Here is a 26333-nt window from a genome sequence, read left to right as displayed (position 1 = left end):
CCGATCAGGTTGCTGATTTATGTTCGAAACCTTATTAGAAAATCTGGGGCTCTCTGCCTTCAGCCTCAAGGGCTTCGGTCCACTGCTGATGCAAGGTACCTGGATGACGATCAAGCTGTCGGCGTTGTCGCTGTTGCTGGCCGTGCTGCTCGGGCTGCTCGGCGCCAGTGCCAAGCTGTCAAAAGTCAAACTGATGCGCGTGCCTGCCCAGCTCTACACCACACTCATTCGCGGCGTTCCGGACCTGGTCCTGATGCTGCTGATCTTCTACAGCCTGCAAACCTGGCTGACCTCGTTTACCGATTACATGGAATGGGAATACATCGAGATCAACCCGTTCAGTGCCGGGGTCATCACCCTGGGCTTCATCTATGGTGCGTATTTCACCGAAACCTTCCGTGGCGCGATTCTCGCCGTCCCACGGGGTCAGGTCGAAGCGGCCACCGCCTATGGCCTCAAGCGCGGCCAGCGTTTCTGGATCGTGGTGTTCCCGCAGATGATGCGTTATGCCCTGCCGGGTATCGGCAACAACTGGATGGTGATGCTCAAGGCCACGGCCCTGGTGTCGATCATCGGCCTCGCCGACCTGGTCAAGGCTGCCCAGGACGCCGGTAAAAGTACCTATCAGCTGTTTTATTTCCTGGTGCTTGCCGCGCTGATCTACCTGGTGATCACCAGCGCGTCCAACGTCATCCTGCGCTGGCTCGAACGTCGTTACTCCGCCGGGACCCGGGAGGCCGTACGATGATCGAACTCCTGCAGGAATACTGGAAACCCTTCCTCTATAGCGACGGCAACAACATCACCGGCCTGGCCATGACGATGTGGCTGCTCAGCGCTTCGATCTTCATCGGTTTTATCGTGTCGATCCCGCTGTCCATCGCCCGTGTATCGCCGCACTTCTACATCCGTTGGCCGGTGCAGTTCTATACCTACCTGTTCCGTGGCACGCCGCTCTATATCCAGCTATTGATCTGTTACACGGGGATCTACAGCCTGGCCGCCATTCGAGCCCAGCCCGTACTGGACGCGTTCTTTCGCGATGCGATGAACTGCACAATCCTGGCCTTCGCCCTGAACACCTGCGCCTACACCACGGAGATCTTCGCCGGGGCCATCCGCAGCATGAACCACGGCGAAGTCGAAGCGGCCAAGGCTTACGGCCTGACCGGCTGGAAACTGTATGCCTACGTGATCATGCCATCGGCCTTGCGTCGCTCGTTGCCGTACTACAGCAACGAAGTGATCCTGATGCTGCACTCGACCACCGTGGCCTTCACCGCGACCATCCCGGACGTGCTCAAAGTTGCTCGGGACGCCAACTCGGCGACCTTCCTGACCTTCCAGTCGTTCGGCATCGCCGCGCTGATCTACCTGACCGTCACTTTTGCGCTGGTCGGCCTGTTCCGCCTTGCCGAACGCCGATGGCTGGCCTTCCTCGGGCCGACCCACTAGGTCTCAACCTGCTTCAGGAACAACAGATGCGCCACCAGAAACATGACCTGCTGGCCCCGCTGCCGGGGACCGCGAGACAGATCCACAGCTTTCACTTCGGCCCTCAATCGGCCAACGGCAAGATCTACATCCAGGCCTCCCTGCACGCCGACGAAATGCCCGGCATGCTGGTGGCCTGGCACCTCAAGCAACGCCTGGCGGAGCTGGAAGCCGCCGGGCGCCTGCGCAGCGAAATCGTGCTGGTGCCCATCGCCAACCCGGTGGGCCTGGAACAGGTGCTGATGGATGTGCCGCTGGGTCGCTACGAGCTGGAAAGCGGCCAGAACTTCAACCGCTGGTTCGTCGACCTCAGCGAGGAAGTCGGCAACGCGATCGAAGGCAAGCTCGGTGACGATCCGCAGCACAACCTGCAATTGATCCGCAGCAACCTGCGCGACGCGCTGGCCCGGCAGACCGCCGACACCCAATTGCAATCCCAGCGCCTGACCCTGCAGCGACTGGCCTGCGACGCCGACATGGTGCTCGACCTGCATTGCGATTTCGAAGCGGTCGCGCACCTCTACACCACACCTGAAGCCTGGCCGCAGGTCGAGCCGCTGGCCCGTTACATCGGCGCCCAAGCCAGCCTGCTGGCAACCGATTCCGGTGGCCAGTCGTTCGACGAATGCTTCACCCTGCTCTGGTGGCAATTGAAGGATCGCTTCGGCGAGGACTTCGACATTCCGCCGGGCAGTTTTTCGGTGACCGTCGAACTGCGCGGTCAAGGCGACGTCAATCACCCGCTGGCCAGCCTCGATTGCCAGGCACTGATCGATTATCTGATCCATTTCGGCGCGATCGCCGGCGAACCCGCGCCCCTGCCCGACCTGCCCTATCCGGCGACACCGCTGGCCGGTGTTGAGCCGGTGGCCACGCCCGTCGGCGGCCTGCTGGTGTTTACCGCGCGGCCGGGACAGTACCTGGAAGCCGGGCAACTGATCGCCGAGATCATTGATCCGGTCAACGATCTGGTCACTCCCGTTCATTGCGCCACAGCCGGGCTGATGTACGCCCGCTCGCTGCGCCGCATGGCCACTGCCGGCATGGTGATCGCCCACGTCGCGGGCACCGAAGCCTATCGCAGCGGCTATCTACTTTCGCCTTGAGGATGCACGCCCCATGTACAAATTGACCATCGAAGGCCTGCATAAAAGCTACGGCGACCATGAAGTCCTCAAAGGTGTTTCGCTCAAGGCCAAAACCGGCGACGTCATCAGTCTTATCGGCGCCAGCGGCTCGGGTAAAAGTACCTTTCTGCGCTGCATCAACTTCCTGGAACAACCCAACGATGGCGCCATGAGCCTCGACGGGCAGAACATCCGCATGATCAAGGATCGTCACGGCATGCACGTGGCCGACGCCAATGAACTGCAGCGGATTCGCACCCGCCTGGCCATGGTGTTCCAGCATTTCAACCTGTGGAGCCACATGACGGTGCTGGAAAACATCACCATGGCGCCGCGCCGGGTGCTGGGCTGTGACAGGAAAGAAGCCGAGGATCGCGCCCGGCGCTACCTCGACAAGGTGGGGCTGGCCCCCCGTGTGGCTGACCAATACCCGGCATTCCTGTCCGGCGGTCAGCAACAACGGGTAGCGATTGCCCGCGCACTGGCCATGGAGCCGGAAGTCATGCTGTTCGACGAACCGACTTCGGCGCTGGACCCGGAACTGGTGGGTGAAGTGCTCAAGGTGATCCAGGGCCTGGCCGAAGAAGGCCGGACCATGATCATGGTGACCCACGAAATGAGCTTCGCCCGCAAAGTGTCGAGCCAGGTGTTGTTTCTGCACCAGGGCCTGGTGGAGGAAGAAGGCGCACCGGAAGAGGTGCTGGGCAATCCGAAAAGCGAGCGGTTGAAGCAGTTCCTCAGCGGCAACCTGAAATAGCCGCCGGGAGTAGAAGTGGAAGCCGGCTTGTCCGGCTTCCAACATCAATCACCGTTATGCCCCCGCTTCGTTTTCCAGCCTGAAACTGCCATTTGTCACCTGTAGACCATTAGTGTCCGTCCCACTGAAGCGCCCGGCAAACTGCGCGTCACCTCCCACCGTTAACTCAAGCGTTCCCGGATAAAGCTCTGCCTCCGAGTTGCCGATCACATGGATGACCATGGGAGCTGCCTCGTTGAGCCTGAGGCTGTAGCTGCCACTCTGGATGTCCATCGGCAAGTACACGTAAAACGCAGTCCCCTGACCGTTATCCGCCTCAATGCAATGGATGTCTGAGCGCTGATAAAAATCGACCCCATCCGTTACGCGAAACTGCATGGAGCCGCCCGTCGTGATTACATCGGCACTCAAATACCCCGATCGATTTGCACTCATCTGAATGTTCCTTTCATATTCGAAGTTAACTGCCTGAGGCCCTTTGCTTCCGGCCCAAGGGCACGCAGCTCCTGAATGGAACCACAGCCGTGCCCGTCGATTGGTTTCCACGATAGACACAGTTACTTCCGAATATTTTCAGGCTGATTCAGACGCCACGGTCGTCCACAGCAACAACAGGCACAGGCCTGCTTGCTGAAGACGACAGCGGCAGTTCACCGGCCATGAGTAGCGGAAATCGAAAGTCAGACAACAGGCGCTGGTGGCGGCTCATCCGGCAGCGTAGGCTCGCCCGGCTCATTAGGCTGCTCGTTCGGGGTATCAGGATCAGGCTGGCCGGGAATACCCCCTGCCATGCTGACGGGCGGGTGTGCCAACAAGGACCAGGCCAGAACGCCAACCTGATTGGGTTCAAGCCTTGCCAGTTCGGCACTGATTCGCGGATCGATCTTCATTCGGCACTCCTGAGCGATGACCCGACCCACCTTGCGCGGATCGGAACAGTACACCCCATAGAGTGTACGCCCGCTCAGGAATTCCCGGCATTTGCCAGACGGTTGACTCAGGTGCGAGGCAGGGTCACGCCACGCTGGCCCTGATACTTGCCGCCACGGTCCTTGTAGGACACTTCACACTCTTCGTCAGACTCAAGGAACAGCATCTGTGCCACGCCCTCGTTCGCGTAGATTTTCGCCGGCAGATTGGTGGTGTTGGAGAACTCGAGGGTCACGTGACCTTCCCACTCAGGCTCGAGCGGTGTGACGTTGACGATGATGCCGCAGCGCGCATAGGTGCTTTTACCCAGGCAAATGGTCAAAACGTTACGCGGAATGCGGAAATATTCGACGGTGCTGGCCAGGGCGAAGGAGTTCGGCGGAATGATGCACACGTCGCTGTGGATGTCGACGAAGCTGCCGGCATCGAAGTTCTTCGGGTCGACGATGGCCGAATTGATGTTGGTGAACACCTTGAAATGATTGGTGCAACGCACATCGTAGCCGTAGCTCGACACGCCGTAGGAGATCACACGGCTATCGTCGCTGCCGCGCATCTGGCGCTCGACGAATGGCTCGATCATGCCGTGTTCCTGCGCCATGCGGCGAATCCACTTGTCCGATTTGATGCTCATGGCGGGTGTCCTGAATAGCGAGGTCGAAAAATTCTGTCCGGCATCTTACCGGGCGCGCCGCCGGGTTCAAAGTCCGCGGTGCAATTCTCGCCGAACAGGCGGGAATTACCTGCGCTGGCGACGAACCGTCACACCGCCGATCCTTAAAACAGAGAAACCTGTGCAAGAAGCATTGGCACGTTCCGGAAAAAGGGTTAAGGTGGCGTCACTGTGCTGCTTGTGTCACTGAGAATCTCTACACGATATGTTGAATTTCGATCCAACCATCTACAAGAATTTTTCCTGCTCTTTGCACTCAGTCTCGGCCAGGGTTCTTCCTGAGTCGCAGTTATCTTTGTTCAAGGAGTTACACCATGTCTAATCGCCAAACCGGTACCGTTAAGTGGTTCAACGATGAAAAAGGCTTCGGCTTCATCACTCCACAATCCGGTGACGACCTGTTCGTTCACTTCAAAGCTATCCAGTCTGACGGCTTCAAAAGCCTGAAAGAAGGCCAACAGGTTTCTTTCATCGCTACCCGCGGTCAGAAAGGCATGCAAGCTGAAGAAGTTCAAGTTATCTAACTTGTACTTGCTTTAGTAAAAAGCCCCGCCCTCAACAGCGGGGCTTTTTTGTGGGCGGGTGTTTTGTCCACACAAAAAAGATCGCCGCCTTCGACAGCTCCCGGGTTGCCCCCGCAGGCGCTGTCGAAGGCGGCGATCTTTTGATGCTGTTACCAGGTCACGCCAAACCCTGCGGTGTAGCGTGTCTTGTCCAGATCCGCATCGTCGGCGCCGCTGATGATATCGCGTTCCGCCTTCAGGTTCAGCGAAGCCCAGTCAGTCACCTTGTAGCGCAACCCCATCTCGGCATCGAGCGCGTAGTCGGCCACGCCCGACAGCGGCTTGCCGACCTCACCATTGGTGAAGAACTCGACACGTTTGCCGATCAGGTAGCGGTTGTAGTCCCACTTCATGGCCAAGGCGTAGAAATTTTCCTCGCTGCCATCGGAGAATTCATAGTCCGTGCGGTTGACCAGCGAGCCCAGGGAGAACGCCCCGAGTTCGTTATCCCAGAACTGATAGCCGGGACCGGTACCGACGGTGCGTTGACGGGAAAGGTCTTCGACCTTGTCGCGTTTGTAGACCAGGCGCCCCTGCCAGAACCATTGCTCGGTCAGGAATCGGTCGATGGAGTATTCCGCCCGCCAGTTGTCCGTGGTCACCACGTCGTCCTGGAACTCACGGTTGTACTCACCTTCAGCGGTGTGCCGCCAGCGCCCGTGTCGCGCACTGGTCTTGAAGTCGATGTCGTAGTCATCGGTGTCGTTTTCCGCCCGCTGATAATCCAGCGCGACATCGACGTTGCCTTTCCACACCAGATCCTCGACCACCGGTTTTGGCTTGAGAATCTGCTGGATGCTCGCCAGTTCGACCGTCTTCGGTCCCTCGCCGTTGGCCAGCGTGACCTTGCCGTCGTCCGCCGCTTTCAACGATTTGGCTTTCTCACCACTGTAGGCATCCTGCTTGACCAGCAACTCCTGATCGCTGTCCAGGGTCTTGACCTGTTTCCAGTCGATCGTCACCGCACCGGCGTACTCGGTCTGGATCAGCAGCTTTCCGCCATCGAACAGCGTGATCTTGCCGCTCAGCTTGTCACCGTTCTTCAACCACACGGTATCGGCCAACAAGGGAGAGGATGCGCCAAGGACGGCGAGACACAGCAGGGATCTGGACAACATAAACAAAATACAGGCTCAGGCTTGCGAGAAAAGTCGGCATTATCCGTAGGAACAATGCCCTGACAAGGACTGACCCGACTATTTCTGTTGAGTTCATTTCTCAACTTCCTGCGCAGGAATTACTCTACAGGTGGTAAGGCAATCTTCTTCAGGACTGACGGACGTGACCGATCCAACCGAAGACCCCGAGAGCGCAGCGCAAATCCGACGCACGGCGCTGTATTTGACGCTGGCACAAGTACCCGAGGGCAAAGTCGTCAGCTACGGCCAGTTGGCCGAGCTCGCAGGACTGGGTCGCGCCGCCCGCTGGGTCGGGCGCACACTCAGTCAACTGCCCGGCGACAGCAAGTTGCCCTGGCACCGTGTTCTGGGCGCGAACGGGCGTATCAGCCTGCCGGTCGGCAGCCCTTCGGGCGATGAGCAGCGCGCACGATTACGCATGGAGGGCATCAGTGTCCTGAATAATCGTGTTGATATTCAGCGCCATGGCTGGCGTCCGGTAGAGCACAGCGGTTAGAGTGCGCGCTTTGTTTCCGTATTTCTTGAGGCAGACTCCAGCCCATGCCCCGTAAAACCTGGCGCGCCGCGCTCGCCGCTTATGCCAGCCCCTCGACACTCGTGCTGTTGCTGCTTGGTTTCGCCGCCGGCCTGCCCTACATGCTGGTGTTTTCGACGCTTTCAGTCTGGCTGCGTGAAGCCGGCGTGGCGCGTGAAACCATTGGCTATGCAAGCCTGATCGGCCTGGCGTATGCCTTCAAATGGGTCTGGTCACCCCTGCTCGACCAATGGCGACTGCCATTGCTCGGCAAACTCGGTCGACGAAGGTCCTGGCTCGTGCTGTCCCAGGCACTGGTCATCCTTGGCCTGATCGGGATGGGTTTCTGCGACCCGCAAAAGCATTTGTCCTGGCTGATCGCCATTGCCGTCGTCGTCGCTTTCGCATCAGCGACGCAGGACATCGCAGTCGATGCCTACCGTCTGGAAATCGCCGAAGACAACCGCCAGGCCGCACTGGCCGCCAGTTACATGTCGGGTTACCGGGTCGCCGCGCTGCTGGCTACCGCAGGCGCGCTGTACTTCGCCGAAGGTTTTGGCTCCACCGGCTTCAACTACAAGCATTCGGCCTGGGCCGGCACTTACATCCTGTTCGGTGCCCTGATGGTCCCGGCACTGCTGACATCCCTGTTCATGCGCGAGCCGCCAGTACCATTGCGCACGCAACTGCAGGCCGGGCGCTACAGCTTCGTGCATCAACTGGCCTCGGTGTTCGTGCTGATCGTATTGCTGGTGTCCGTGCCGGCCATGTTCACCCAGCTCTACAACACCGACTTCGCCAGCGTACTGTTCGAAGGCGAGAGCCTGCTCGACCTGCTGCTGGAGGACCGCGCCTTCCTGCGCGCGATTCTCTATACCACCCTCACCGCCCTGTGCCTCTCGGCCATGGGCCGTCGTGGCCTGGCGCCAGTGCTGACACCCGTCAACGACTTCATCCTGCGATACCGCTGGCAAGCGCTGCTGCTGCTCGGCTTGATCGCCACCTATCGGATGTCCGATACGGTCATGGGCGTGATGGCCAACGTGTTCTACATCGACCAGGGCTTCACCAAGGACCAGATCGCCAGCGTCAGCAAAATCTTCGGGTTGATCATGACCCTGGTCGGCGCTGGCATGGGCGGCCTGCTGATCGTGCGTTTCGGCATCCTGCCGATCCTGTTCATCGGTGGTGTCGCCTCCGCGGCGACCAACATCCTGTTCCTGATGCTCGCCGACATGGGCCCCAACCTGAACATGCTGGTGCTGACCATCTCCCTGGACAACTTCAGCTCGGGCCTGGCGACCTCGGCGTTCGTCGCCTACCTGTCGAGCCTGACCAACCTCAAATTCTCCGCCACCCAATACGCCCTGCTCAGCTCGATCATGCTGCTACTGCCACGCCTGATCGGCGGCTATTCAGGGGTCATGGTGGAGAAGTTCGGTTATCACGACTTCTTCCTGATTACCGCCCTGCTGGGCGTCCCGACCCTGCTGTTGATCGCCTTGCACTGGTTCCAGGAGAACCGCCGTGAAGGTCCGACACCTACACCGGAACCGGTGCACACCCCGGTCGCCGAAGAATCGTAGGTTCTTTACGCAGGAAGAATCGCGGAGGGCCGAGTGAATCGCGCCCTCCTGCCACACCACCGACCGCACGCCTGTACGCCAGCGGATCTCGCCCGTACAATGCTCCGTCAAATCTCGTCATCAGCAATCGATAACGGCCAACCATGCGCACCAGTCAATTTTTGCTCGCCACACAAAAAGAAACGCCTTCCGACGCGGTCGTGATCAGCCACCAGCTGATGCTGCGCGCCGGCATGATCCGCAAACTCGCCTCAGGCCTGTACACCTGGCTGCCGATGGGCTTGCGGGTAATGCGCAAGGTCGAAGCCGTCGTTCGTGAAGAAATGAACGCTGCCGGCTCTCTCGAAGTGTTGATGCCAAGCACGCAACCGGCTGAGCTGTGGCAGGAATCCGGGCGCTGGGAAGAGTACGGCCCTGAATTGCTGCGCTTCAAGGATCGCCACGGTCGCGACTTCTGCGCCGGCCCGACCCACGAAGAAGTCATCACCGATCTGATGCGCAACGAATTGAGCAGCTACAAGCAGCTGCCGATCAACCTGTACCAGATCCAGACCAAATTCCGTGACGAAATCCGCCCACGCTTCGGCTTGATGCGCGGCCGCGAATTCATCATGAAGGACGCCTACTCCTTCCACGCCGACCAGCCTTCGCTGCAGGTCACCTACGACCGCATGCACCAGGCCTACTGCAACGTGTTCACCCGTCTGGGCCTGAAGTTCCGCCCTGTAGAAGCCGACAACGGCTCCATCGGCGGTGCCGGCTCCCACGAGTTCCACGTACTGGCCGAGTCCGGTGAAGACGACATCGTGTTCAGCAACGGCTCCGACTACGCCGCCAACATCGAAAAAGCCGAGGCCGTGCCTCGCGAAACCTCGCGTGCCGCTGCGACCGAAGAGCTGCGCCTGGTCGATACGCCGAACGCCAAGACCATTGCGCAACTGGTCGAAGGCTTCAACCTGCCGATCGAGAAAACCATCAAGACCCTCGTGGTGCATGCTGAAGAGAAAGGCAAGCTGATTGCCCTGATCATCCGTGGCGACCATGAGCTGAACGAAATCAAGGCCGCCAACCAGCCAGGCGTTGCCAGCCCGCTGGTCATGGCTTCGGAAAGCGAACTGCGCGAGGCCATTGGCGCCGGTGCCGGTTCCCTCGGCCCGTTGAACCTGCCGCTGCCGATCATCATCGACCGTTCGGTCGAGCTGATGAGCGACTTCGGCATCGGTGCCAACATCGATGATAAACACTACTTCGGTGTGAACTGGGAACGCGACCTGCCTGTTCCGACCGTTGCCGACCTGCGCAACGTCGTGGCCGGCGACCCGAGCCCGGACGGCAAGGGCACCCTGGAGATCAAGCGCGGCATCGAAGTCGGACACATCTTCCAGTTGGGCAACAAGTACAGCAAAGCGATGAAATGCGAAGTGCTGGGCGAGAACGGCAAGCCGGTCACCCTGGAAATGGGCTGCTACGGCATCGGTGTGTCTCGCGTGGTGGCGGCTGCCATCGAGCAGAACAACGACGAAAACGGGATCATCTGGAGCGACACCCTCGCGCCGTTCCAGATTGCCCTGGTGCCGCTGCGCTATGAAACCGAGCAGGTTCGCGAAGCCACCGACAAGCTGTACGCGCAACTTACCGCTGCCGGCTTCGAAGTGCTGCTGGATGACCGTGACAAGAAAACCAGCCCGGGCATCAAGTTCGCGGACATGGAGCTGATCGGCATTCCACACCGGATCGTGGTCAGCGACCGCGGCCTGGCCGAAGGCAACCTGGAATACAAGAGCCGTACCGAGGCCGACGCACAAGCGCTGCCGGTCGCCGACGTGCTGTCCTTCCTTCAGGCCCGCATCCGCCGCTGATAGCAGATATAGGGACGTCATGTTCAAGCGAAACACCTTAGGCCTCGGTGGTGCCGCCCTGTGCGGCGCCCTGCTGGTCAGCGGCTGTGCCAATCAAATGTCACAACGCAGCGAGCACGAGGAACGTGTCGAGCGCAAATTGCTCGATCACAGCCTGCAGATCGATGTCGGTGAGCCCAAGGTGCTTGAGCTTCCGCAACGGCGGGTGAAAATCCACGAGCAGAAGACTTTCGAAGTCACCGAATACGAAGTCACGCGTCACTATGACCGCTATACGCCGTACCAACCGTGGCGGGAGATTTACGAAATCCCGCTGGGCGCGGTGGCCGTGGTAGCGGGTGTCGGTGCCAACGTGGTCAATGTGTTTGCCCTCGGCAATTTGCCGGACAGCGTGACCAAGGACTGGCTGAGCTACGGTTTCGCCGGGCTCAACCCGTTCATGAACGTGCAGTCCCATGGTCGCGCGCAGCAGAACCTGGCCGGCATTGATGAAGTCCAGCGCGACAAGCGCACGGAGTACTCAAGCCTGCCCTGGAGCGAGCGCCCGGTCGAGGTCAAGGCCGGCAAGGAAACCTTCGAACTGACCACCGACAAAAACGGCGTGTTGCGCCTGAATCTGTTGGACAACCCGTTCGCCGAACATGACATCAATCACCTGAGCCGATTGCTGATTCGTGTCGAGGATGCCAAGGACGACGTACACACCGACTCCTCGCTAGCCGTCAGCAGCACCTTGCGCAGCAAGCTCTATGAGGCCCACGGGCTGATTTATGACGATCTCGAGGGCGACGAAGTCAATCAGTGGGTCCACCGGGTCAAGCGCCTGTCGGAGCTGGGTCTTGAAGAGGAAGCCAGTGAACTGGAACAGAGCCTGATCGAACTGACACGCAATGATCCCGAATTGCAGACTGAGTTCCTGAAGTCACTGGCCCGCAATGGCGAGCGACTGGTAGCGAATCCGGGGCTGAACTAAACGCGAGCAGGCTCGCTCCCACATAGGATTTCAGGTGTTCACAAATCCAATGTGGGAGCGGGCTTGCTCGCGAAGGGGCCCGCACATTCACCACAAAACTACCGCTCAAACAACTCCATCTGCTCGAACCCGCCCCGCAAGTCCTCCAGCCGCACCCCGACACCCAACAACCGCACCGGCTTACCGCCGCGATTGAAGGCCTGGGTCAGCATCAACTGATAACTGCCCAGATCCCGCCCTGCCCCGGCCTGCTCCAATGTAGTCTGGGTGAAGTCGTGGAACTTCACTTTGACGAATGGCTTGCCCGGACGATAGCTGCTGTCGATCCGCGCCATGCGACCGGCCAGGGTCTCCAGCAGCTCGGGCAACTTGTCCAGGCAGCTCTTCAGGTCCGGCAGGTCAACGTCGTAGGTATTTTCAACGCTGATCGACTGACGACGACTGTCGTTGTGCACCACACGGTCGTCGATCCCACGGGCCAGGCTCCAGAGTCGCTCGCCAAAGCTGCCGAACTCACGCACCAGCGCCAACTTGTCCCACTCGCGCAATTGCAGGCAATCGGTGATACCCAGCTTGCCGAGCTTGTCGGCGGTGACTTTGCCGACCCCGTGCAATTTGCTCACCGGCAAACCACTGACAAAGTCCTCGACCTGGTCCGGTGTGATGACAAACAGGCCGTTGGGCTTTTTCCAGTCACTGGCAATCTTGGCCAGAAACTTGTTCGGCGCCACACCCGCCGACACGGTGATGTGCAACTGGTTGGAGACCCGGCGCCGGATGTCCTGGGCGATTCGCGTTGCACTGCCTGCGAAATGCGCGCTGTCCGACACATCGAGGTACGCCTCATCGAGCGAGAGCGGCTCGATGATCTCGGTGTAATCGCGAAAGATCGCATGAATTTCCCTGGACGCTTCTCTATAGGCATCCATGCGTGGCTTGACGATGGTCAGGTCCGGGCACAGCTTCAAGGCATGCCCGGAGGACATCGCCGAACGCACCCCGTACGCTCGCGCCTCATAATTGCAGGTGGCGATCACCCCGCGCCGGTCCGCCGACCCACCTACCGCCAGTGGTTTACCGGCCAGGCGTGGGTCGTCGCGCATTTCGATGGCTGCATAGAAGCAGTCACAATCGACGTGGATGATCTTGCGTTGGGTCATAGCAAAGCTGTGTTCATGGCAAGGAAAAGGCGTCATGGCGTGCCGGACAAACAGTATCTCACCGACACCTGTATATAGCACCAGTAGTCTGAATGTTCTTTTCCAATTGTAGGAAGAGTCGATTGTGAATTTATTTTTTCAATCGAAAAAATACTTTCAATAGACTCGCAGGCCTTGTCCTGCCTGCCTCACAGACCGGTCGACCTCCCCTTTTGAACGCTAAGCGATTGAACGGGAAGAGGTTTTATCGGAATTGGAGGTTGACACCCGAGCGCATCTCTATAGAATGAGCCACACAGACGCGGGATGGAGCAGTCTGGTAGCTCGTCGGGCTCATAACCCGAAGGTCGTCGGTTCAAATCCGGCTCCCGCAACCAAACATCAAAAAAGGCTACTCGAAAGAGTGGCCTTTTTTGTGCGCGCTCGTTTTGTAGCACCGAACGCCGAAACAAGGCCTGGACGCTCAACGAAACCGAAACCGGAAATCGTTCCGTTTCCGAAACTTAGGCCATCCCTGCGACCGTTTGCCGCGATTCAACATTTATTTGACCTGCTTCAGGATTAACGGTTGACACCCCGGCGCATCTCTATAAAATGCCGCCACACAGACGCGGGATGGAGCAGTCTGGTAGCTCGTCGGGCTCATAACCCGAAGGTCGTCGGTTCAAATCCGGCTCCCGCAACCAAACATCAAAAAAGGCTACTCGAAAGAGTGGCCTTTTTTGTATCTGTTGAAAAAGTCCTTTCGCAACAATGACCTGTCACTGTGTAGCAAGCCGCTTGGGGGTCACCCATGTGCCGGGTTCAGACTATGCTCTATCACAGGCTGAAGCCTCCGCGACTGATACCGCGCCATCCCTGTTGCCGGGTGATAGGCGTTAAAATTTGTGATTATTTTTTTCTACAGGGATTGGTAACTTGGCTGGATACCTCCATCCTGTCGCGCACGATCCAAGAGGTGATTGATGCGCGCCAACTCGTCTGATTCACAAGACACTGTCACAGCGACACAACCGATCAATGCCGAGCGCCTGCGCCTGCTTGATCGATTGAGCAAATACCGTCAACCCATTGGCCTGGCGGTCACCCTGCTGCTGTTCGCGATCGCGCTGATTGCCTGTCGCCACCTGTTGAGCGAACTCGACCTTAACGCCCTGCACGACTCGATCCTCGACGTTCCAAAACCTGCCTTGATGGGCGCACTGGCTGCAACTGTGGTGGGCTTCATCATTCTGCTCGGCTACGAATGGTCAGCCAGCCGCTATGCCGGGGCGAGCCTGGCACCGCGCACCCTGGCTCTGGGCGGTTTCACGGCCTTTGCCATCGGCAACGCCATCGGTCTTTCAATGTTGTCGGGAGGCTCGGTTCGCTATCGCCTCTATGCCCGTCATGGCCTGGGAGCGGCAGAAGTCGCCCGCATGACTTTGTTCGCCAGCCTCTCCCTCGGTTGCGCCCTGCCACCGCTGGCTGCCCTGGCGACGCTCAGCGACCTGCCAGCGGCGTCCTCCGCCCTGGGACTCTCCGAGACGTTGCTGGGCGTAGTGGCGACTGCCGTGCTCGTGCTGTTTTCAGTGCTGGCCATCGGTATCTACCGTCGACGGCTGCCGGAACAGCCTTACCCGGACAACCTGCTGGTCAGAATCGGGCGCCGCACCTTGCGTCTGCCCGGGCGTCGCCTGACCTTCCTGCAATTGGTCATCACCGCCCTGGACGTAGCCGCCGCCGCGACCGTGCTCTATCTGCTGCTGCCGGAAACACCACCCTTCGGTGCGTTCCTTCTGGTTTACCTGCTGGCGCTGGCTGCCGGCGTGCTCAGCCATGTGCCGGGCGGTGTCGGGGTGTTCGAGGCCATTTTGCTGGCGGCGTTTTCCGACACCCTGGGTGCTGCGCCACTGGCGGCCGCCCTGCTGCTCTATCGCTTGATCTACGTGGTCCTGCCCTTGCTGGTGGCCTGCCTGTTGCTGCTGATCAACGAAGGCCAGCGCCTGTTCCAGACGCGCCAGACATTGCGCGCGGCCTCGGGTCTGGCGGCTCCGATACTGGCGGTGCTGGTGTTCCTGTCCGGTGTTGTCCTGCTGTTCTCCGGCGTCACCCCGGAAATCGATACGCGCCTGGAACACATCGGTTTTCTGATCCCCCATCGACTGGTCGATGCTTCGCACTTTGGCGCCAGCCTGGTCGGCGTGCTTTGCCTGTTGCTGGCCCAGGGGCTGCGCCGCCGGCTGTCGGCCGCGTGGATGCTGACCACCATTCTGTTGCTGGTCGGCGCCCTGCTCTCGCTGCTCAAAGGCTTCGACTGGGAAGAAGCCAGCCTGATGGTGCTGACGGCGAGCCTGCTCGGGGTATTCCGCCGCTCGTTCTATCGCCCCAGCCGACTGACCGAAGTACCGTTCTCGCCGCTGTACCTGGTGGCCAGCCTGTGCGTGCTCGGCGCCTCGATCTGGTTGCTGTTGTTCGCCTACCAGGATGTTCCATACAGTCACCAACTCTGGTGGCAGTTCACTCTGGACGCCGATGCCCCTCGCGGCCTGCGCTCGCTGCTCGGGGCTGCCGTGCTGCTGGTGGTGGTGTCCCTGACCTGGCTGCTGCGCACCGCGCGTCCGGTCATTCACCTGCCCACGCCCGACGAACTGGAGCGCGCCAGTAAGATCCTCATGGCATCGGCCCAACCGGATGGCGGCCTGGCCCTGACCGGCGACAAGGCGCTGCTGTTCCACCCCAATGACGAAGCGTTCCTGATGTACGCCCGCCGTGGCCGCAGCCTGGTGGCGTTGTATGACCCGATCGGCCCGGGCCAGCAACGGGCGGAAATGATCTGGCAGTTCCGCGACCTTTGCGACATCCACCACGCCCGCCCCGTGTTCTATCAAGTGCGTGCAGAGAACCTGCCGTACTACATGGACATCGGCCTGACCGCGATCAAGCTCGGCGAAGAAGCCCGGGTCGACCTCAAGCGTTTTGATCTCGAAGCCAAGGGCAAAGAGATGAAGGACCTGCGCTACACCTGGAACCGTGGCACCCGCGACGGCCTGTCCCTGGAAATCCATGAACCCGGCCAGGCGCCGATGGATGAGCTCAAGGTAATTTCCGATGCCTGGCTGACCGGCAAGAACGTCCGGGAGAAAGGTTTTTCACTGGGCCGCTTCAGCGATGACTACCTCAAGCATTTTCGCATCGCGGTGATTCGTTTCGAAGGACGCCCGGTGGCGTTCGCCAACCTGCTCGAGACCTACGGCCATGACCTGGCCAGCCTCGACCTGATGCGCGCGCACCCGGATGCGCCGAAGCTGACCATGGAGTTCATGATGGTCGGCCTGATTCAACATTATAAAAATCATGGATACGCGCGTTTCAGCCTGGGCATGGTGCCGTTGTCGGGGTTGCAACCCCGTCGCGGCGCACCCTTGACCCAGCGCCTTGGCTCGATGGTATTCCGCCGTGGTGAGCAGCTGTACAACTTCCAAGGCTTGCGCCGCTTCAAAGACAAGTTCCAGCCTGATTGGGAACCCCGTTATATGGCCGTGCCCGCCGGACTCGATCCGCTGGTTGCGCTGGCCGACACTGCTGCCCTGATCGCGGGCGGCTTGACCGGATTGGTGAAACGCTGATGATTCAACGCTCCTTGCGGTATGTATTGGGCACACTGGCAATAGTGGCCCTGATTCTCGGTGGCGGTTACTGGTACCTGAAACGCCCGGCACCGGAACCGACCCTCGAATTGCTGAACCCGGCCGATGGTGCGGCGATGACCCGTGTCATCCCCGGCACTACGCCTCGCGCCCAGGTGCTGGTGGCGGTCAACGAAGACCAGAAACTCAGCGACAAGCAATTGCTGACCCTGAGCCGCAGTGGCTCGGCGCAAATCGTCCAGGTGATCCTGCCCAAGGACTGCCTGTTGCAAAGCCGGGCCCTGCAATCGGGTCTGAGAGAACTCAAAGGCCCGGCGACCCTGGTCAGCGGTATCGGCCCGGGTGCCGTGCTGGCCTGGCGCTGGTTGTCCGAGCAGAAGAATTACAAGGCCCAGGCCGTCTCGGTCGACCTGGCCCTGGAAAAGGGCGGCTGCACTCACCTGCTGCCAAAAAGCGCCGCCCACGGTCACTGGCTGGTCGCGTGGAACGACAACCCGGACGACACCAGTGCAGGTTTCGTGCGTGATCAACCGAACGCCGAAACCAGCATCAGCGACTACGACATCAATCTGCCGCAAGTGCTGAACAACGAACTGCGCAAGATCCTCGTCGGTGGCGACAAAGCCGCTGGCGGTCTGCAGATCCCGGTGGTCGAAGTGCCAGCCGGTCAGGCCAGGGACACCGTGACCCTGTTCCTGTCCGGTGACGGCGGCTGGCGCGACCTCGACCGCGATGTGGCGGGCGAGATGGCCAAGATCGGCTACCCGGTGGTCGGCATCGATACCCTGCGCTACTACTGGCAGCACAAGAGCCCGGAGCAAAGCGCGCTGGACCTGGCTGAACTGATGCAACATTACCGGCAAAAATGGGGCACCAAGCGCTTCATCCTGACCGGTTACTCGTTCGGCGCCGATGTCCTGCCGGCGATCTACAACCGCCTGGCCGAGTCCGAGCAGCAACGCGTCGACGCGATCATCCTGCTGGCCTTCGCCCGTACCGGCAGCTTCGAGATCGAAGTCGAAGGCTGGCTCGGCAACGCCGGTAAAGAAGCCGCCACCGGCCCGGAAATGGCCAAGCTGCCAGCCGCCAAAGTGGTGTGCATCTACGGTGAAGAAGAAACCGACGAGAGCGGCTGCACCGACAAGACTGCGGTGGGCGAAGCCATCAAGCTGCCAGGCGGCCACCACTTCGACGAGAACTACCCGGCCCTGGCCAAGCGCCTGGTGGATGTGATCGAGAAGCGTCAAGCCAAAGAAGCAGAAGCTCAAGAGTGATCTGAGCCTCGTTGAAGAAAAGCCCTCGCCATCTCACGATAGCGGGGGCTTTTTCATTCAACACCACAACACACTGTAGGAGCGAGCTTGCTCGCGATGGACGTCAACGATGACGCGGAAATCCTGAATAAACGCGGTGCATTTGAGACCATCGCGAGCAAGCTCGCTCCTACAGGATAAGGTTTACATTTCGACCTGCGTCCCCAATTCAATCACCCGGTTCAGCGGCAGATTAAAGAAACGCAGGTTGCCGTTGGCGTTCTGCAACATGAACGCAAACAGCGCCTCGCGCCAGCGCGACATGCCTTCGAGCTTGGAGGCGATGACCGTTTCGCGGCTGAGGAAGTACGTGGTGCGCATGGGGCTGAAATCCAGCTCATCGAGATGACACAGCTTCAGCGCCTGCGGTACGTCCGGCTCATCGGTGAAGCCGAAATGCAGGATGACCCGGAAGAACCCTTCGCCATAGGAGTCGACCTCGAAGCGCCGATTCGGCGGCACCCGCGGGATGTCTTCGTACACTACCGTCAGCAGCACCACTTGCTCGTGCAGTACCTGGTTATGCAGCAGGTTGTGCAACAGCGCGTGGGGCACGGCATCCGGCCGTGCCGTCAGGAACACGGCGGTGCCCTGAACACGATGGGGTGGTTGTACGGCAATGCTGCTGATGAAGATCGGCAGCGGCAATCCACCCTCATCGATACGCTCGACCAGCAACTGCTTGCCGCGCTTCCAGGTGGTCATCAGCACAAACAGCGCGAAACCCGCGATCACCGGGAATGCACCGCCCTGAACGATTTTCGGCACGTTGGCGGCGAAGTACAGACCATCGACCAACAGGAAGCCGAACAATATCGGAACCGCGAAGATTGGTGGCCACTTCCACAGCAGCAGCATCACCGCCGACACCAGGATGGTGGTCATCAGCATGGTGCCCGTCACTGCCACGCCGTAGGCCGAGGCCAGGGCGCCGGAGGATTCGAAACCGATCACCAACAGGATCACGCCGACCATCAACGCCCAGTTCACCGCACCGATGTAGATCTGGCCCTGTTCGGCACTGGAAGTGTGTCGGATGTGCATGCGCGGAATGTAACCGAGCTGGATCGCCTGGCGGGTCAGGGAGAACGCACCGGAAATCACCGCTTGCGAGGCAATCACCGTGGCCAGGGTCGACAGGCCGACCAGCGGGATCAACGCCCAGCTCGGCGCCAGCAGGTAGAAGGGGTTACGGGCCGCTTCCGGATCACCTAGCAGCAGCGCGCCCTGGCCGAAGTAGTTCAGCACCAGCGCCGGCAGTACAAGGATGAACCACGCACGTGCGATCGGCTTGCGGCCGAAGTGGCCCATGTCCGCGTACAGCGCTTCGGCACCGGTCAATGCCAGCACCACGGCGCCGAGAATCGTCACGCCCATTCCCGGATGGACCATGAAGAAACGTACGCCCCACATCGGGTTCATCGCTTCCAGGACTTCCGGATGCTGGCTGATGCCATAGACGCCCAATGCACCCAGCACGAGGAACCAGGTGACCATGATCGGCCCGAACAGAATGCCGATGCGCGCCGTGCCGTGACGCTGGATCAGAAACAGCGCGACCAGCACCACCAGCGACAGCGGCACGACCCAATGGTCGATACCTTCGAACGCCAGCCCCAGGCCTTCAATCGCCGACAGTACGGAGATCGCCGGGGTGATCATGCTGTCGCCATAGAACAATGCCGCGCCGATCAGTCCGCAGACCACCAGCAACATGCGCAATTTGGCATGCCCCGCCGCCGCCCGCCGGGCCAGTGCGGTCAAGGCCATGATCCCGCCTTCGCCCTGGTTGTCGGCGCGCAGCACGAACATCATGTACTTGATCGACACGACCCAGATCAGCGACCAGAAAATGAGCGCAAGAATCCCCAGCACCCCGTCATGGTTGACCGGCACGCCATAGCCTCCGGAAAATACTTCCTTCAGGGTGTACAACGGACTGGTGCCGATATCGCCATAAACCACCCCGACTGCCGCGACCAGCATGCCGATCGGCTTCACCGCCGAATGCTCGGCATCGGTAGCCTGACTACTTGCCTGACCCATCCACCACTCCTACTTCTCAGACCCGGGCTTCTTTGAAAGAAGCACTATGCTTTGTCGTGCAGCATGCGCTGTTTTACTTCACGTTACAGACGTTTTGTTGACAGTAAAAAATCTGTAAGGCGTAACGGCGCGAAGCATAGCGCAGCACTCGTCGTATTTCCCCGCATAAAGCTGGTCAAGTGAACGACTCATCGCTAGAATTGCGCACTTTTTGATCAGAGGCGCAGTTCAAGCGCCCGTCCGTCGGTTTTGCCCTGCCCGGCAAACGGCGTCACAAAACACCGAGGTTAGACATGTCCACCACTCCTGCGCCGGCCAATCCAAAGGTTGGCTTCGTATCCCTGGGTTGCCCCAAAGCACTGGTCGACTCCGAGCGCATCCTTACCCAGCTGCGCATGGAAGGCTATGACGTGGTGTCCACCTACCAGGACGCCGATGTCGTGGTAGTCAACACTTGCGGCTTCATCGATTCGGCCAAGGCCGAGTCCCTGGAAGTGATTGGCGAAGCCATCAAGGAAAACGGCAAGGTCATCGTGACCGGCTGCATGGGCGTCGAAGAAGGCAACATTCGCAACGTACACCCGAGCGTGCTGGCGGTGACCGGCCCGCAGCAGTACGAGCAAGTGGTCAATGCCGTGCACGAAGTCGTGCCGCCGCGCCAGGACCACAACCCGCTGATCGACCTGGTGCCGCCACAAGGCATCAAGCTGACCCCGCGCCACTATGCCTACCTGAAGATTTCCGAAGGCTGCAACCACAGCTGCAGCTTCTGCATCATCCCGTCGATGCGCGGCAAACTGGTCAGCCGCCCGGTGGGTGATGTGCTCGACGAGGCCCAGCGTCTGGTCAAGTCCGGCGTCAAAGAGCTGTTGGTGATCTCCCAGGACACCAGCGCCTACGGCGTCGACGTGAAATACCGCACCGGTTTCTGGAACGGCGCGCCGGTGAAAACCCGCATGACCGAACTCTGCGAAGCCCTGAGCACCCTCGGCGTCTGGGTTCGCCTGCACTACGTTTACCCGTACCCGCACGTTGACGAGCTGATCCCGCTGATGGCCGCCGGCAAGATCCTGCCGTACCTGGACATCCCGTTCCAGCACGCCAGCCCGAAAGTGCTCAAGTCGATGAAACGCCCGGCGTTCGAAGACAAGACCCTGGCGCGGATCAAGAACTGGCGCGAAATCTGCCCGGACCTGATCATCCGTTCGACCTTCATCGTCGGCTTCCCGGGCGAGACCGAAGAAGACTTCCAGTACCTGCTGAACTGGCTGACCGAAGCCCAGCTCGACCGCGTCGGCTGCTTCCAGTACTCGCCGGTTGAAGGCGCACCGGCCAATGACCTGGACCTGGAAGTCGTCCCGGACGACATCAAGCAGGACCGCTGGGAGCGCTTCATGGCGCACCAGCAGGCCATCAGCTCGGCGCGTCTGCAAATGCGCATCGGCCGTGAGATCGAAGTGCTGGTCGATGAAGTCGACGAGCAAGGCGCGGTCGGCCGCTGCTTCTTCGATGCCCCGGAGATCGACGGCAACGTGTTCATCGACAACGGCAGCAACCTCAAGCCGGGCGACAAGGTCTGGTGCAAAGTGACCGACGCCGACGAATACGATCTGTGGGCTGAACAGATCTAAACGCAAAAAATACGCAAAGCCCCGCTCTCTTGACGAGATGCGGGGCTTTTTTACGGCTATCGTTTGCACATGGAAGGATTCCTATCAACCACTGCATAAGAGGCAGACGGGCATGCGTCAGCATTCGGTCATCCACACGCCGAAACTCGGCGACTACGAAGAATTGACCCGGGTCTGGGAGGCCTCGGTACGCGCCACCCACGACTTTCTGCCAGACAGCTACATCGAACTGCTGAAGAACCTGGTGCTGACCCGCTACCTCGATGCGGTGATGCTGATCTGCACCAAGGATTCGAACCAGCGCATCACCGGATTCGCCGGCGTCGCGGCCGGCAAGATCGAAATGCTCTTCATCGACCCCGACTATCGCGGCCAGGGCCTGGGCAAGAAATTGTTGCACTATGCCCTGGAACACCTGAACGCCGACGAACTGGACGTCAACGAGCAGAACCCGCAAGCCCTCGGCTTTTACTTCAAGCAAGGCTTCGAGGTCATCGGTCGTTCGGAGGTCGATGGCATGGGCCAGCCGTATCCGTTGTTGCACATGCGTTTGCGCCGGGCCCAGAAACATTCCCAACATGGCTGATACAACACGGACATCTGTAGGAGCTGGCTTGTCGGGTCGCCGCATCGCAGCGATGGTGGTGAACGATAACGCGCTATTTCAGAAGAACGCGGTGCTCTTGAATCCATCGCTGGCAAGCCAGCTCCTACAAAAAGCACTGCGCGTAAATGGAACCGGGATTAACCGGCGCCAGGCAGGTACAATGCCCACCCCCTTTTTGTTACGGCCCTGACATGACTGACCCGATTCGTCTCTCCAAACGCCTCATCGAACTCGTCGGCTGTTCCCGTCGGGAGGCTGAGCTGTTCATCGAGGGCGGCTGGGTCACCGTCGACGGTGTGGTCATCGACGAGCCGCAATTCAAGGTCGACACCCAGAAAGTCGAGCTTGATCCAGAAGCCAAGGCCACTGCGCCGGAACCGGTGACCCTGCTGCTCAATGTGCCCGCAGGCATGGACGCAGACACCGCCTTGGCCACCCTCGGCGCCGAGACCCTGAGCGAAGAGCACCGCTACGGCAAGCGCCCGTTGCGCGGGCACTTCCTGCGCCTGACCGCCAGCACCGACCTGCAGGCCAACGCCAGCGGGCTGCTGGTGTTCACCCAGGACTGGAAAATCCTGCGCAAACTCACCGCCGACTCCAGCAAGATCGAGCAAGAGTATGTGGTCGAGGTTGAAGGCGAGATGGTGGCCCACGGCCTGAACCGCCTGAACCACGGTCTGACCTACAAGGGCAAGGAGTTGCCGGCGGTCAAGGCCAGCTGGCAGAACGAGAACCGTCTGCGCTTTGCCATGAAGAACCCGCAGCCGGGCATCATCGCCCTGCTCTGCCAGGCGGTCGGCCTCAAGGTCGTCGGTATCCGCCGCATTCGCATCGGCGGCGTGTCCATCGGCAAAGTGCCGGTGGGGCAATGGCGCTATCTGTCCGGCAAAGAGAAGTTCTAAGGCTTTTCTCGCCGCCATCCATTTCGGCGCCGCGCCTGGCCGCGACGCCCACAGCTGAATATCAGGACTGCACACATGATTCATAACGACGTACTGCGCAGCGTGCGCTACATGCTCGACATCAGCGACAAGAAAGTCATCGAGATCATCAAGCTCGGCGGCCTGGACGTGACCCTGCCGGACCTGTTGACCTACCTCGACAAGAAAGAGGAAGACGAGGAAGGTTTCGTACGCTGCCCGGACGAAGTCATGGCGCACTTCCTCGACGGCCTGGTGATCTTCAAGCGCGGCAAGGACGAAAGCCGCCCGCCGCAGCCGATCGAAGTGCCGGTGACCAATAACATCATCCTGAAAAAGCTGCGGGTGGCGTTCGAGCTCAAAGAAGACGACATGCACGCGATCCTCAAGGCTGCCGAGTTTCCGGTGTCCAAGCCTGAACTGAGCGCACTGTTCCGCAAGTTCGGTCACACCAACTATCGCCCGTGCGGCGACCAGTTGCTGCGCAATTTCCTCAAGGGCCTGACCCTGCGAGTGCGCCCGCAGTAAGCTCGAGACACATCTGTTTTCTGTAGGAGCTGGCTTGCCAGCGATGGTCGCAAACGATAACGCGTGCTGACTGGATGAACGCGGCGGTCTCTCATCCTTCGCTGGCAAGCCAGCTCCTACAGGACCGAATGCCACCCTATTCCGCGTAAAAATAGTGGCTCCGCTGACCGCAACTGACGACTAGGGTGTAAAGACCTCAGTTCTCAGGATTCGCCATGCATCCCTACTTTTCCCTGCAAGGCCGCACCGCCCTGGTGACCGGCGGCACCCGTGGTATCGGCAAGATGATCGCCAAGGCCTACGTCGAGGCGGGCGCCACCGTATACGTCTGCGCCCGCGACGTCGAAGCCTGCCAGCAAACCGCTGACGAACTCGGTGCACTTGGCCGCTGCCGCGCCATCGCGGCGAATCTCGCCACCGAAGAGGGCGTCCTGCAACTGGCCACGCGCCTGGGCGAGCAGATCACTCATCTGGACATCCTGGTGAACAATGCCGGCACCACCTGGGGCGCACCGTTGGAGAGCTACCCGATCAAGGGCTGGGAAAAAGTCATGCAGCTCAACGTGACGTCGGTGTTCAACTGCATCCAGCAGTTCCTGCCCCTGCTGCGCAAGGCCGGTTCCGAAGCGAATCCGGCGCGGATCATCAACATAGGATCGGTGGCAGGGATTTCCTCCTTCGGCGAGCAGGCGTATGCCTACGGGCCGAGCAAGGCTGCGTTGCACCAACTGTCGAGGATTCTGGCGCGCGAACTGGTGAGCCAGCACATCAACGTCAACGTGATCGCCCCGGGGCGGTTTCCGAGCAAGATGACCCAGCACATCGGCAATGATGAACAGGCGCTGGCGCAGGATACGGCGTTGATCCCGATGAAGCGTTGGGGCCGCGAGGAGGAAATGGCGGCGCTGGCGATCAGCCTGGCGAGTACTGCCGGGGCTTATATGACCGGGAATATCATTCCGCTGGATGGTGGGTTCAGCCTGTAGATCGGCGGTGCGGCCATCGCGGGCAAGCCACGCTCCCACAGGTTTTGAGACGGACACAAATCTTGTGTGCGCTCGAGAACCCTGTGGGAGCGTGGCTTGCCCGCGATGACGGACTGATAGGCGCCACCGGGCCAAAGGCCGTGTGGGTTATCATGCCTGCCTTAAATTCCACCTCGACCCCAAACCATGACCTACAGCGTTTCCCCCATCGGCTTCGTGCGCTCCTGCTTCAAGGAGAAATTCGCCATTCCGCGCCAACCGCAACTGGCCCCGGCTGCCCGTGGCGTGCTGGAACTGGTGGCTCCGTTCGATCAAGGGGACGCGGTACAAGGCCTGGAGCAGGTCAGCCACGTGTGGCTGCTGTTCCTGTTCCACCAGGCCCTGGAAGAAAAACCTCGCTTGAAGGTCCGCCCACCGCGCCTCGGCGGCAACAAGTCCATGGGCGTGTTCGCCACCCGCGCCACCCACCGCCCCAATGGCATCGGTCAATCCGTGGTCAAGCTGGACAAGATCGAAGCCAATCGCCTGTGGATATCCGGTATTGACTTGCTGGACGGCACGCCGATTCTCGACATAAAACCCTACGTGCCTTACGCCGACATCATCGATACAGCCACCAACAGCATCGCCAGCGCTGCGCCGCTGTTGATTCCCGTGCAGTGGACGGACGCAGCGCTGCAACAGGCTCACGAGCACGCTCAGCGCCTTGAGGAGCCTTTGGTTGAGTTGATCGAGCAATGCCTGGCGCAAGATCCACGCCCGGCCTATCAAATACCTGCACCCGAGCGGGAATACGGCGCGCAGTTCTGGGATCTGGATGTGCGTTGGCATTACCCGACACCGGAGCTGATCCGCGTCCTGGAAGTCATTCCCGCGCGGGTCTGAACTCCGGAAACGAAAAAGCCCGCATGACCTTCTCAGGTCATGCGGGCTTTTTAGATGCGCTGCAAATCTTCTGTAGGAGCGAGCATGCTCGCGAAAAACCTGAGGACGCCGCGGGGTATCAAGCTTCCCGCGTTATCGTTAACGACCATCGCGAGCGAGCTCGCTCCTACAACGTGACCTGCGGTCACTTCTCGACGAACGCTCGCTCGATCAGGTAATCACCCGGCTCGCGCATCCGCGGCGAAACCTTCAGGCCGAAGCTGTTCAGCACTTCGCTGGTCTCGTCGAGCATGCTCGGGCTGCCGCACAACATGGCGCGGTCGTCCTGCGGGTTGATCGGTGGCAGGCCGATGTCGCTGAACAGCTTGCCGCTGCGCATCAGGTCGGTCAGGCGACCTTCGTTCTCGAACGGCTCGCGGGTCACGGTCGGGTAGTAGATCAACTTGTCACGCAGCGATTCGCCGAAGAATTCGTTCTGCGGCAGGTGCTCGGTGATGAATTCGCGGTAAGCGACTTCGTTGACGTAACGCACGCCGTGGCACAGGATCACTTTTTCGAAACGCTCGTAGGTTTCCGGGTCCTGGATGACGCTCATGAACGGCGCCAGACCGGTACCGGTGCTGAGCAGGTACAAATGTTTGCCAGGCTTCAAGTCATCCAGTACCAGCGTGCCGGTAGGCTTCTTGCTGATGATGATCTCGTCGCCTTCCTTCAGATGCTGCAACTGCGAAGTCAGCGGACCATCAGGCACCTTGATGCTGAAGAACTCGAGATGCTCTTCCCAGTTCGGGCTGGCAATCGAGTAAGCGCGCATAAGCGGGCGGCCGTTGGGCTGTTGCAGGCCGATCATCACGAACTGACCGTTCTCGAAGCGCAGGCCCGGATCACGGGTGCACTTGAAGCTGAACAGAGTGTCGTTCCAGTGGTGAACACTGAGGACACGCTCGTGGTTCATGTTGCTCATGTACGTGGGACTCCTGGAGATTTGTCTGCGCGTGTTCGGCGCCTGCTCT

At 60.1% G+C, this 26333-nt stretch carries 24 protein-coding genes and 2 tRNA genes; 19 read left to right on the top strand and 7 right to left on the bottom strand.

From position 1 onward, the window contains the following. Window positions 1–19: 19 nt before the first annotated feature. The 4 genes from PSJE_RS16000 to PSJE_RS15985 are packed head-to-tail and all read left to right on the top strand — an operon-like array spanning window position 20 to window position 3378. Window positions 20–748 (top strand): ABC transporter permease, encoded by a 729-nt coding sequence (locus tag PSJE_RS16000; protein ID WP_057716128.1) that lies wholly within the window; start codon window positions 20–22, stop codon window positions 746–748. Continuing rightward, window positions 745–1455 (top strand): ABC transporter permease, encoded by a 711-nt coding sequence (locus PSJE_RS15995; protein WP_057716129.1) that lies wholly within the window; start codon window positions 745–747, stop codon window positions 1453–1455. The genes PSJE_RS16000 and PSJE_RS15995 overlap by 4 nt, the downstream gene beginning before the upstream one ends. 26 nt (window positions 1456–1481) lie before the next feature. Then, window positions 1482–2600: a succinylglutamate desuccinylase/aspartoacylase family protein gene (locus PSJE_RS15990; protein WP_090453517.1), complete on the top strand. Its 1119-nt coding sequence runs from the start codon at window positions 1482–1484 to the stop codon at window positions 2598–2600. Window positions 2601–2613: 13 nt separating this feature from the next. Next, window positions 2614–3378, top strand: coding sequence for an ABC transporter ATP-binding protein (locus PSJE_RS15985; protein WP_057716131.1), 765 nt, complete (start codon window positions 2614–2616; stop codon window positions 3376–3378). A 54-nt stretch (window positions 3379–3432) separates the two neighbouring features. On the opposite strand, the gene PSJE_RS15980 is transcribed toward PSJE_RS15985, so the two are convergent. From PSJE_RS15980 to dcd, 3 genes are all read right to left on the bottom strand, one after another. After that, a complete protein-coding gene (locus PSJE_RS15980; RefSeq protein ID WP_090453515.1) occupies window positions 3433–3813 on the bottom strand; it encodes a hypothetical protein in 381 nt (126 codons plus the stop codon). 245 nt (window positions 3814–4058) lie between these two features. Continuing rightward, on the bottom strand, window positions 4059–4268 hold the full coding sequence (locus PSJE_RS15975) for a hypothetical protein (protein ID WP_008052149.1): 210 nt from the start codon (window positions 4266–4268) through the stop codon (window positions 4059–4061). A gap of 107 nt (window positions 4269–4375) precedes the next feature. Then, on the bottom strand, window positions 4376–4942 hold the full coding sequence (gene dcd, locus PSJE_RS15970; protein ID WP_007940589.1) for a dCTP deaminase: 567 nt from the start codon (window positions 4940–4942) through the stop codon (window positions 4376–4378). 353 nt (window positions 4943–5295) lie between these two features. Here dcd and PSJE_RS15965 point away from each other — a divergent pair, with 353 nt between their 5' ends. Further along, window positions 5296–5505, top strand: a complete 210-nt coding sequence (locus PSJE_RS15965) for a cold-shock protein (RefSeq protein WP_002554837.1) — start codon at window positions 5296–5298, stop codon at window positions 5503–5505. Between the two features lie 149 nt (window positions 5506–5654). Here PSJE_RS15965 and PSJE_RS15960 read toward each other — a convergent pair whose 3' ends face one another. Further along, a complete protein-coding gene (locus PSJE_RS15960) occupies window positions 5655–6662 on the bottom strand; it encodes a DUF481 domain-containing protein (RefSeq protein WP_090453513.1) in 1008 nt (335 codons plus the stop codon). Window positions 6663–6825: 163 nt separating this feature from the next. On the opposite strand from PSJE_RS15960, the gene PSJE_RS15955 reads away from it, so the two are divergent. The 4 genes from PSJE_RS15955 (at window position 6826) to PSJE_RS15940 (ending at window position 11615) form a co-directional block, all read left to right on the top strand. Further along, window positions 6826–7179 carry an MGMT family protein gene (locus tag PSJE_RS15955; RefSeq protein ID WP_057716134.1) on the top strand — a complete coding sequence of 118 codons (354 nt, stop codon included), beginning with the start codon at window positions 6826–6828 and terminating at the stop codon, window positions 7177–7179. A 44-nt stretch (window positions 7180–7223) separates the two neighbouring features. Further along, window positions 7224–8783, top strand: a complete 1560-nt coding sequence (locus PSJE_RS15950; RefSeq protein WP_057716135.1) for an AmpG family muropeptide MFS transporter — start codon at window positions 7224–7226, stop codon at window positions 8781–8783. A gap of 143 nt (window positions 8784–8926) precedes the next feature. Then, on the top strand, window positions 8927–10642 hold the full coding sequence (locus tag PSJE_RS15945; protein WP_090453511.1) for a proline--tRNA ligase: 1716 nt from the start codon (window positions 8927–8929) through the stop codon (window positions 10640–10642). A 19-nt stretch (window positions 10643–10661) separates the two neighbouring features. Further along, window positions 10662–11615 carry a hypothetical protein gene (locus tag PSJE_RS15940; protein ID WP_057716137.1) on the top strand — a complete coding sequence of 318 codons (954 nt, stop codon included), beginning with the start codon at window positions 10662–10664 and terminating at the stop codon, window positions 11613–11615. 98 nt (window positions 11616–11713) lie between these two features. Here the strand turns inward: PSJE_RS15940 and dinB are convergent, their stop codons facing one another. After that, window positions 11714–12775 (bottom strand): DNA polymerase IV, encoded by a 1062-nt coding sequence (gene dinB, locus PSJE_RS15935; protein ID WP_057716138.1) that lies wholly within the window; start codon window positions 12773–12775, stop codon window positions 11714–11716. Between the two features lie 300 nt (window positions 12776–13075). On the opposite strand from dinB, the gene PSJE_RS15930 reads away from it, so the two are divergent. The 4 genes from PSJE_RS15930 to PSJE_RS15915 all read left to right on the top strand — a co-directional run bounded on the left by PSJE_RS15930 (window position 13076) and on the right by PSJE_RS15915 (window position 17678). Next, a tRNA-Met gene (locus PSJE_RS15930) sits at window positions 13076–13152 on the top strand. A 232-nt stretch (window positions 13153–13384) separates the two neighbouring features. Next, window positions 13385–13461 (top strand) — tRNA-Met (locus PSJE_RS15925). Between the two features lie 279 nt (window positions 13462–13740). Then, window positions 13741–16383, top strand: coding sequence for a bifunctional lysylphosphatidylglycerol flippase/synthetase MprF (gene mprF / locus PSJE_RS15920; protein WP_090453509.1), 2643 nt, complete (start codon window positions 13741–13743; stop codon window positions 16381–16383). Beyond that, window positions 16383–17678, top strand: a complete 1296-nt coding sequence (locus tag PSJE_RS15915; RefSeq protein WP_090453507.1) for a virulence factor family protein — start codon at window positions 16383–16385, stop codon at window positions 17676–17678. The genes mprF and PSJE_RS15915 overlap by 1 nt, the downstream gene beginning before the upstream one ends. Window positions 17679–17861: 183 nt before the next feature. Here the strand turns inward: PSJE_RS15915 and PSJE_RS15910 are convergent, their stop codons facing one another. Then, window positions 17862–19763: a potassium transporter Kup gene (locus PSJE_RS15910; protein ID WP_090453505.1), complete on the bottom strand. Its 1902-nt coding sequence runs from the start codon at window positions 19761–19763 to the stop codon at window positions 17862–17864. Between the two features lie 293 nt (window positions 19764–20056). Here PSJE_RS15910 and rimO point away from each other — a divergent pair, with 293 nt between their 5' ends. From rimO to tsaA, 6 genes are all read left to right on the top strand, one after another. Continuing rightward, window positions 20057–21394, top strand: coding sequence for a 30S ribosomal protein S12 methylthiotransferase RimO (gene rimO, locus PSJE_RS15905; protein WP_057716142.1), 1338 nt, complete (start codon window positions 20057–20059; stop codon window positions 21392–21394). Between the two features lie 112 nt (window positions 21395–21506). Then, entirely contained in the window at window positions 21507–21980 is a 474-nt protein-coding gene (locus tag PSJE_RS15900) for a GNAT family N-acetyltransferase (protein WP_090453503.1), read from the top strand. 212 nt (window positions 21981–22192) lie between these two features. Continuing rightward, on the top strand, window positions 22193–22903 hold the full coding sequence (locus PSJE_RS15895; protein WP_057716144.1) for an rRNA pseudouridine synthase: 711 nt from the start codon (window positions 22193–22195) through the stop codon (window positions 22901–22903). A gap of 75 nt (window positions 22904–22978) precedes the next feature. Continuing rightward, window positions 22979–23449 (top strand): YehS family protein, encoded by a 471-nt coding sequence (locus tag PSJE_RS15890; protein ID WP_046041186.1) that lies wholly within the window; start codon window positions 22979–22981, stop codon window positions 23447–23449. Between the two features lie 215 nt (window positions 23450–23664). Then, window positions 23665–24435 (top strand): SDR family oxidoreductase, encoded by a 771-nt coding sequence (locus PSJE_RS15885; protein WP_057716145.1) that lies wholly within the window; start codon window positions 23665–23667, stop codon window positions 24433–24435. 186 nt (window positions 24436–24621) lie between these two features. Beyond that, window positions 24622–25320, top strand: coding sequence for a tRNA (N6-threonylcarbamoyladenosine(37)-N6)-methyltransferase TrmO (gene tsaA / locus PSJE_RS15880; protein WP_090453501.1), 699 nt, complete (start codon window positions 24622–24624; stop codon window positions 25318–25320). A gap of 184 nt (window positions 25321–25504) precedes the next feature. Here tsaA and fpr read toward each other — a convergent pair whose 3' ends face one another. Beyond that, entirely contained in the window at window positions 25505–26284 is a 780-nt protein-coding gene (gene fpr, locus PSJE_RS15875) for a ferredoxin-NADP reductase (protein ID WP_007947184.1), read from the bottom strand. Window positions 26285–26333: the final 49 nt, after the last annotated feature.

Origin of the sequence: Pseudomonas jessenii (assembly GCF_002236115.1) — a bacterium.
GTDB classification, from domain to species: domain Bacteria; phylum Pseudomonadota; class Gammaproteobacteria; order Pseudomonadales; family Pseudomonadaceae; genus Aquipseudomonas; species Aquipseudomonas jessenii.
Note: the sequence above shows the minus strand (reverse complement) of the source record. Positions and strands in the feature narration are given on the sequence as shown.

Excerpts from the sequence above, each read along its gene's own strand:
- PSJE_RS15985 (WP_057716131.1), top strand. The coding sequence starts at position 2,614 with ATGTACAAATTGACCATCGAAGGCCTGCATAAAAGCTACGGCGACCAT.
- PSJE_RS15975 (WP_008052149.1), bottom strand. The coding sequence starts at position 4,268 with ATGAAGATCGATCCGCGAATCAGTGCCGAACTGGCAAGGCTTGAACCC.
- PSJE_RS15885 (WP_057716145.1), top strand. The coding sequence starts at position 23,665 with ATGCATCCCTACTTTTCCCTGCAAGGCCGCACCGCCCTGGTGACCGGC.
- PSJE_RS15915 (WP_090453507.1), top strand. The coding sequence starts at position 16,383 with ATGATTCAACGCTCCTTGCGGTATGTATTGGGCACACTGGCAATAGTG.
- mprF (WP_090453509.1), top strand. The coding sequence starts at position 13,741 with ATGCGCGCCAACTCGTCTGATTCACAAGACACTGTCACAGCGACACAA.
- PSJE_RS15960 (WP_090453513.1), bottom strand. The coding sequence starts at position 6,662 with ATGTTGTCCAGATCCCTGCTGTGTCTCGCCGTCCTTGGCGCATCCTCT.
- dinB (WP_057716138.1), bottom strand. The coding sequence starts at position 12,775 with ATGACCCAACGCAAGATCATCCACGTCGATTGTGACTGCTTCTATGCA.
- PSJE_RS15995 (WP_057716129.1), top strand. The coding sequence starts at position 745 with ATGATCGAACTCCTGCAGGAATACTGGAAACCCTTCCTCTATAGCGAC.
- fpr (WP_007947184.1), bottom strand. The coding sequence starts at position 26,284 with ATGAGCAACATGAACCACGAGCGTGTCCTCAGTGTTCACCACTGGAAC.
- PSJE_RS15900 (WP_090453503.1), top strand. The coding sequence starts at position 21,507 with ATGCGTCAGCATTCGGTCATCCACACGCCGAAACTCGGCGACTACGAA.
- PSJE_RS15950 (WP_057716135.1), top strand. The coding sequence starts at position 7,224 with ATGCCCCGTAAAACCTGGCGCGCCGCGCTCGCCGCTTATGCCAGCCCC.
- dcd (WP_007940589.1), bottom strand. The coding sequence starts at position 4,942 with ATGAGCATCAAATCGGACAAGTGGATTCGCCGCATGGCGCAGGAACAC.
- PSJE_RS15940 (WP_057716137.1), top strand. The coding sequence starts at position 10,662 with ATGTTCAAGCGAAACACCTTAGGCCTCGGTGGTGCCGCCCTGTGCGGC.
- PSJE_RS16000 (WP_057716128.1), top strand. The coding sequence starts at position 20 with ATGTTCGAAACCTTATTAGAAAATCTGGGGCTCTCTGCCTTCAGCCTC.
- rimO (WP_057716142.1), top strand. The coding sequence starts at position 20,057 with ATGTCCACCACTCCTGCGCCGGCCAATCCAAAGGTTGGCTTCGTATCC.
- PSJE_RS15945 (WP_090453511.1), top strand. The coding sequence starts at position 8,927 with ATGCGCACCAGTCAATTTTTGCTCGCCACACAAAAAGAAACGCCTTCC.
- tsaA (WP_090453501.1), top strand. The coding sequence starts at position 24,622 with ATGACCTACAGCGTTTCCCCCATCGGCTTCGTGCGCTCCTGCTTCAAG.
- PSJE_RS15990 (WP_090453517.1), top strand. The coding sequence starts at position 1,482 with ATGCGCCACCAGAAACATGACCTGCTGGCCCCGCTGCCGGGGACCGCG.
- PSJE_RS15895 (WP_057716144.1), top strand. The coding sequence starts at position 22,193 with ATGACTGACCCGATTCGTCTCTCCAAACGCCTCATCGAACTCGTCGGC.
- PSJE_RS15965 (WP_002554837.1), top strand. The coding sequence starts at position 5,296 with ATGTCTAATCGCCAAACCGGTACCGTTAAGTGGTTCAACGATGAAAAA.
- PSJE_RS15910 (WP_090453505.1), bottom strand. The coding sequence starts at position 19,763 with ATGGGTCAGGCAAGTAGTCAGGCTACCGATGCCGAGCATTCGGCGGTG.
- PSJE_RS15980 (WP_090453515.1), bottom strand. The coding sequence starts at position 3,813 with ATGAGTGCAAATCGATCGGGGTATTTGAGTGCCGATGTAATCACGACG.
- PSJE_RS15890 (WP_046041186.1), top strand. The coding sequence starts at position 22,979 with ATGATTCATAACGACGTACTGCGCAGCGTGCGCTACATGCTCGACATC.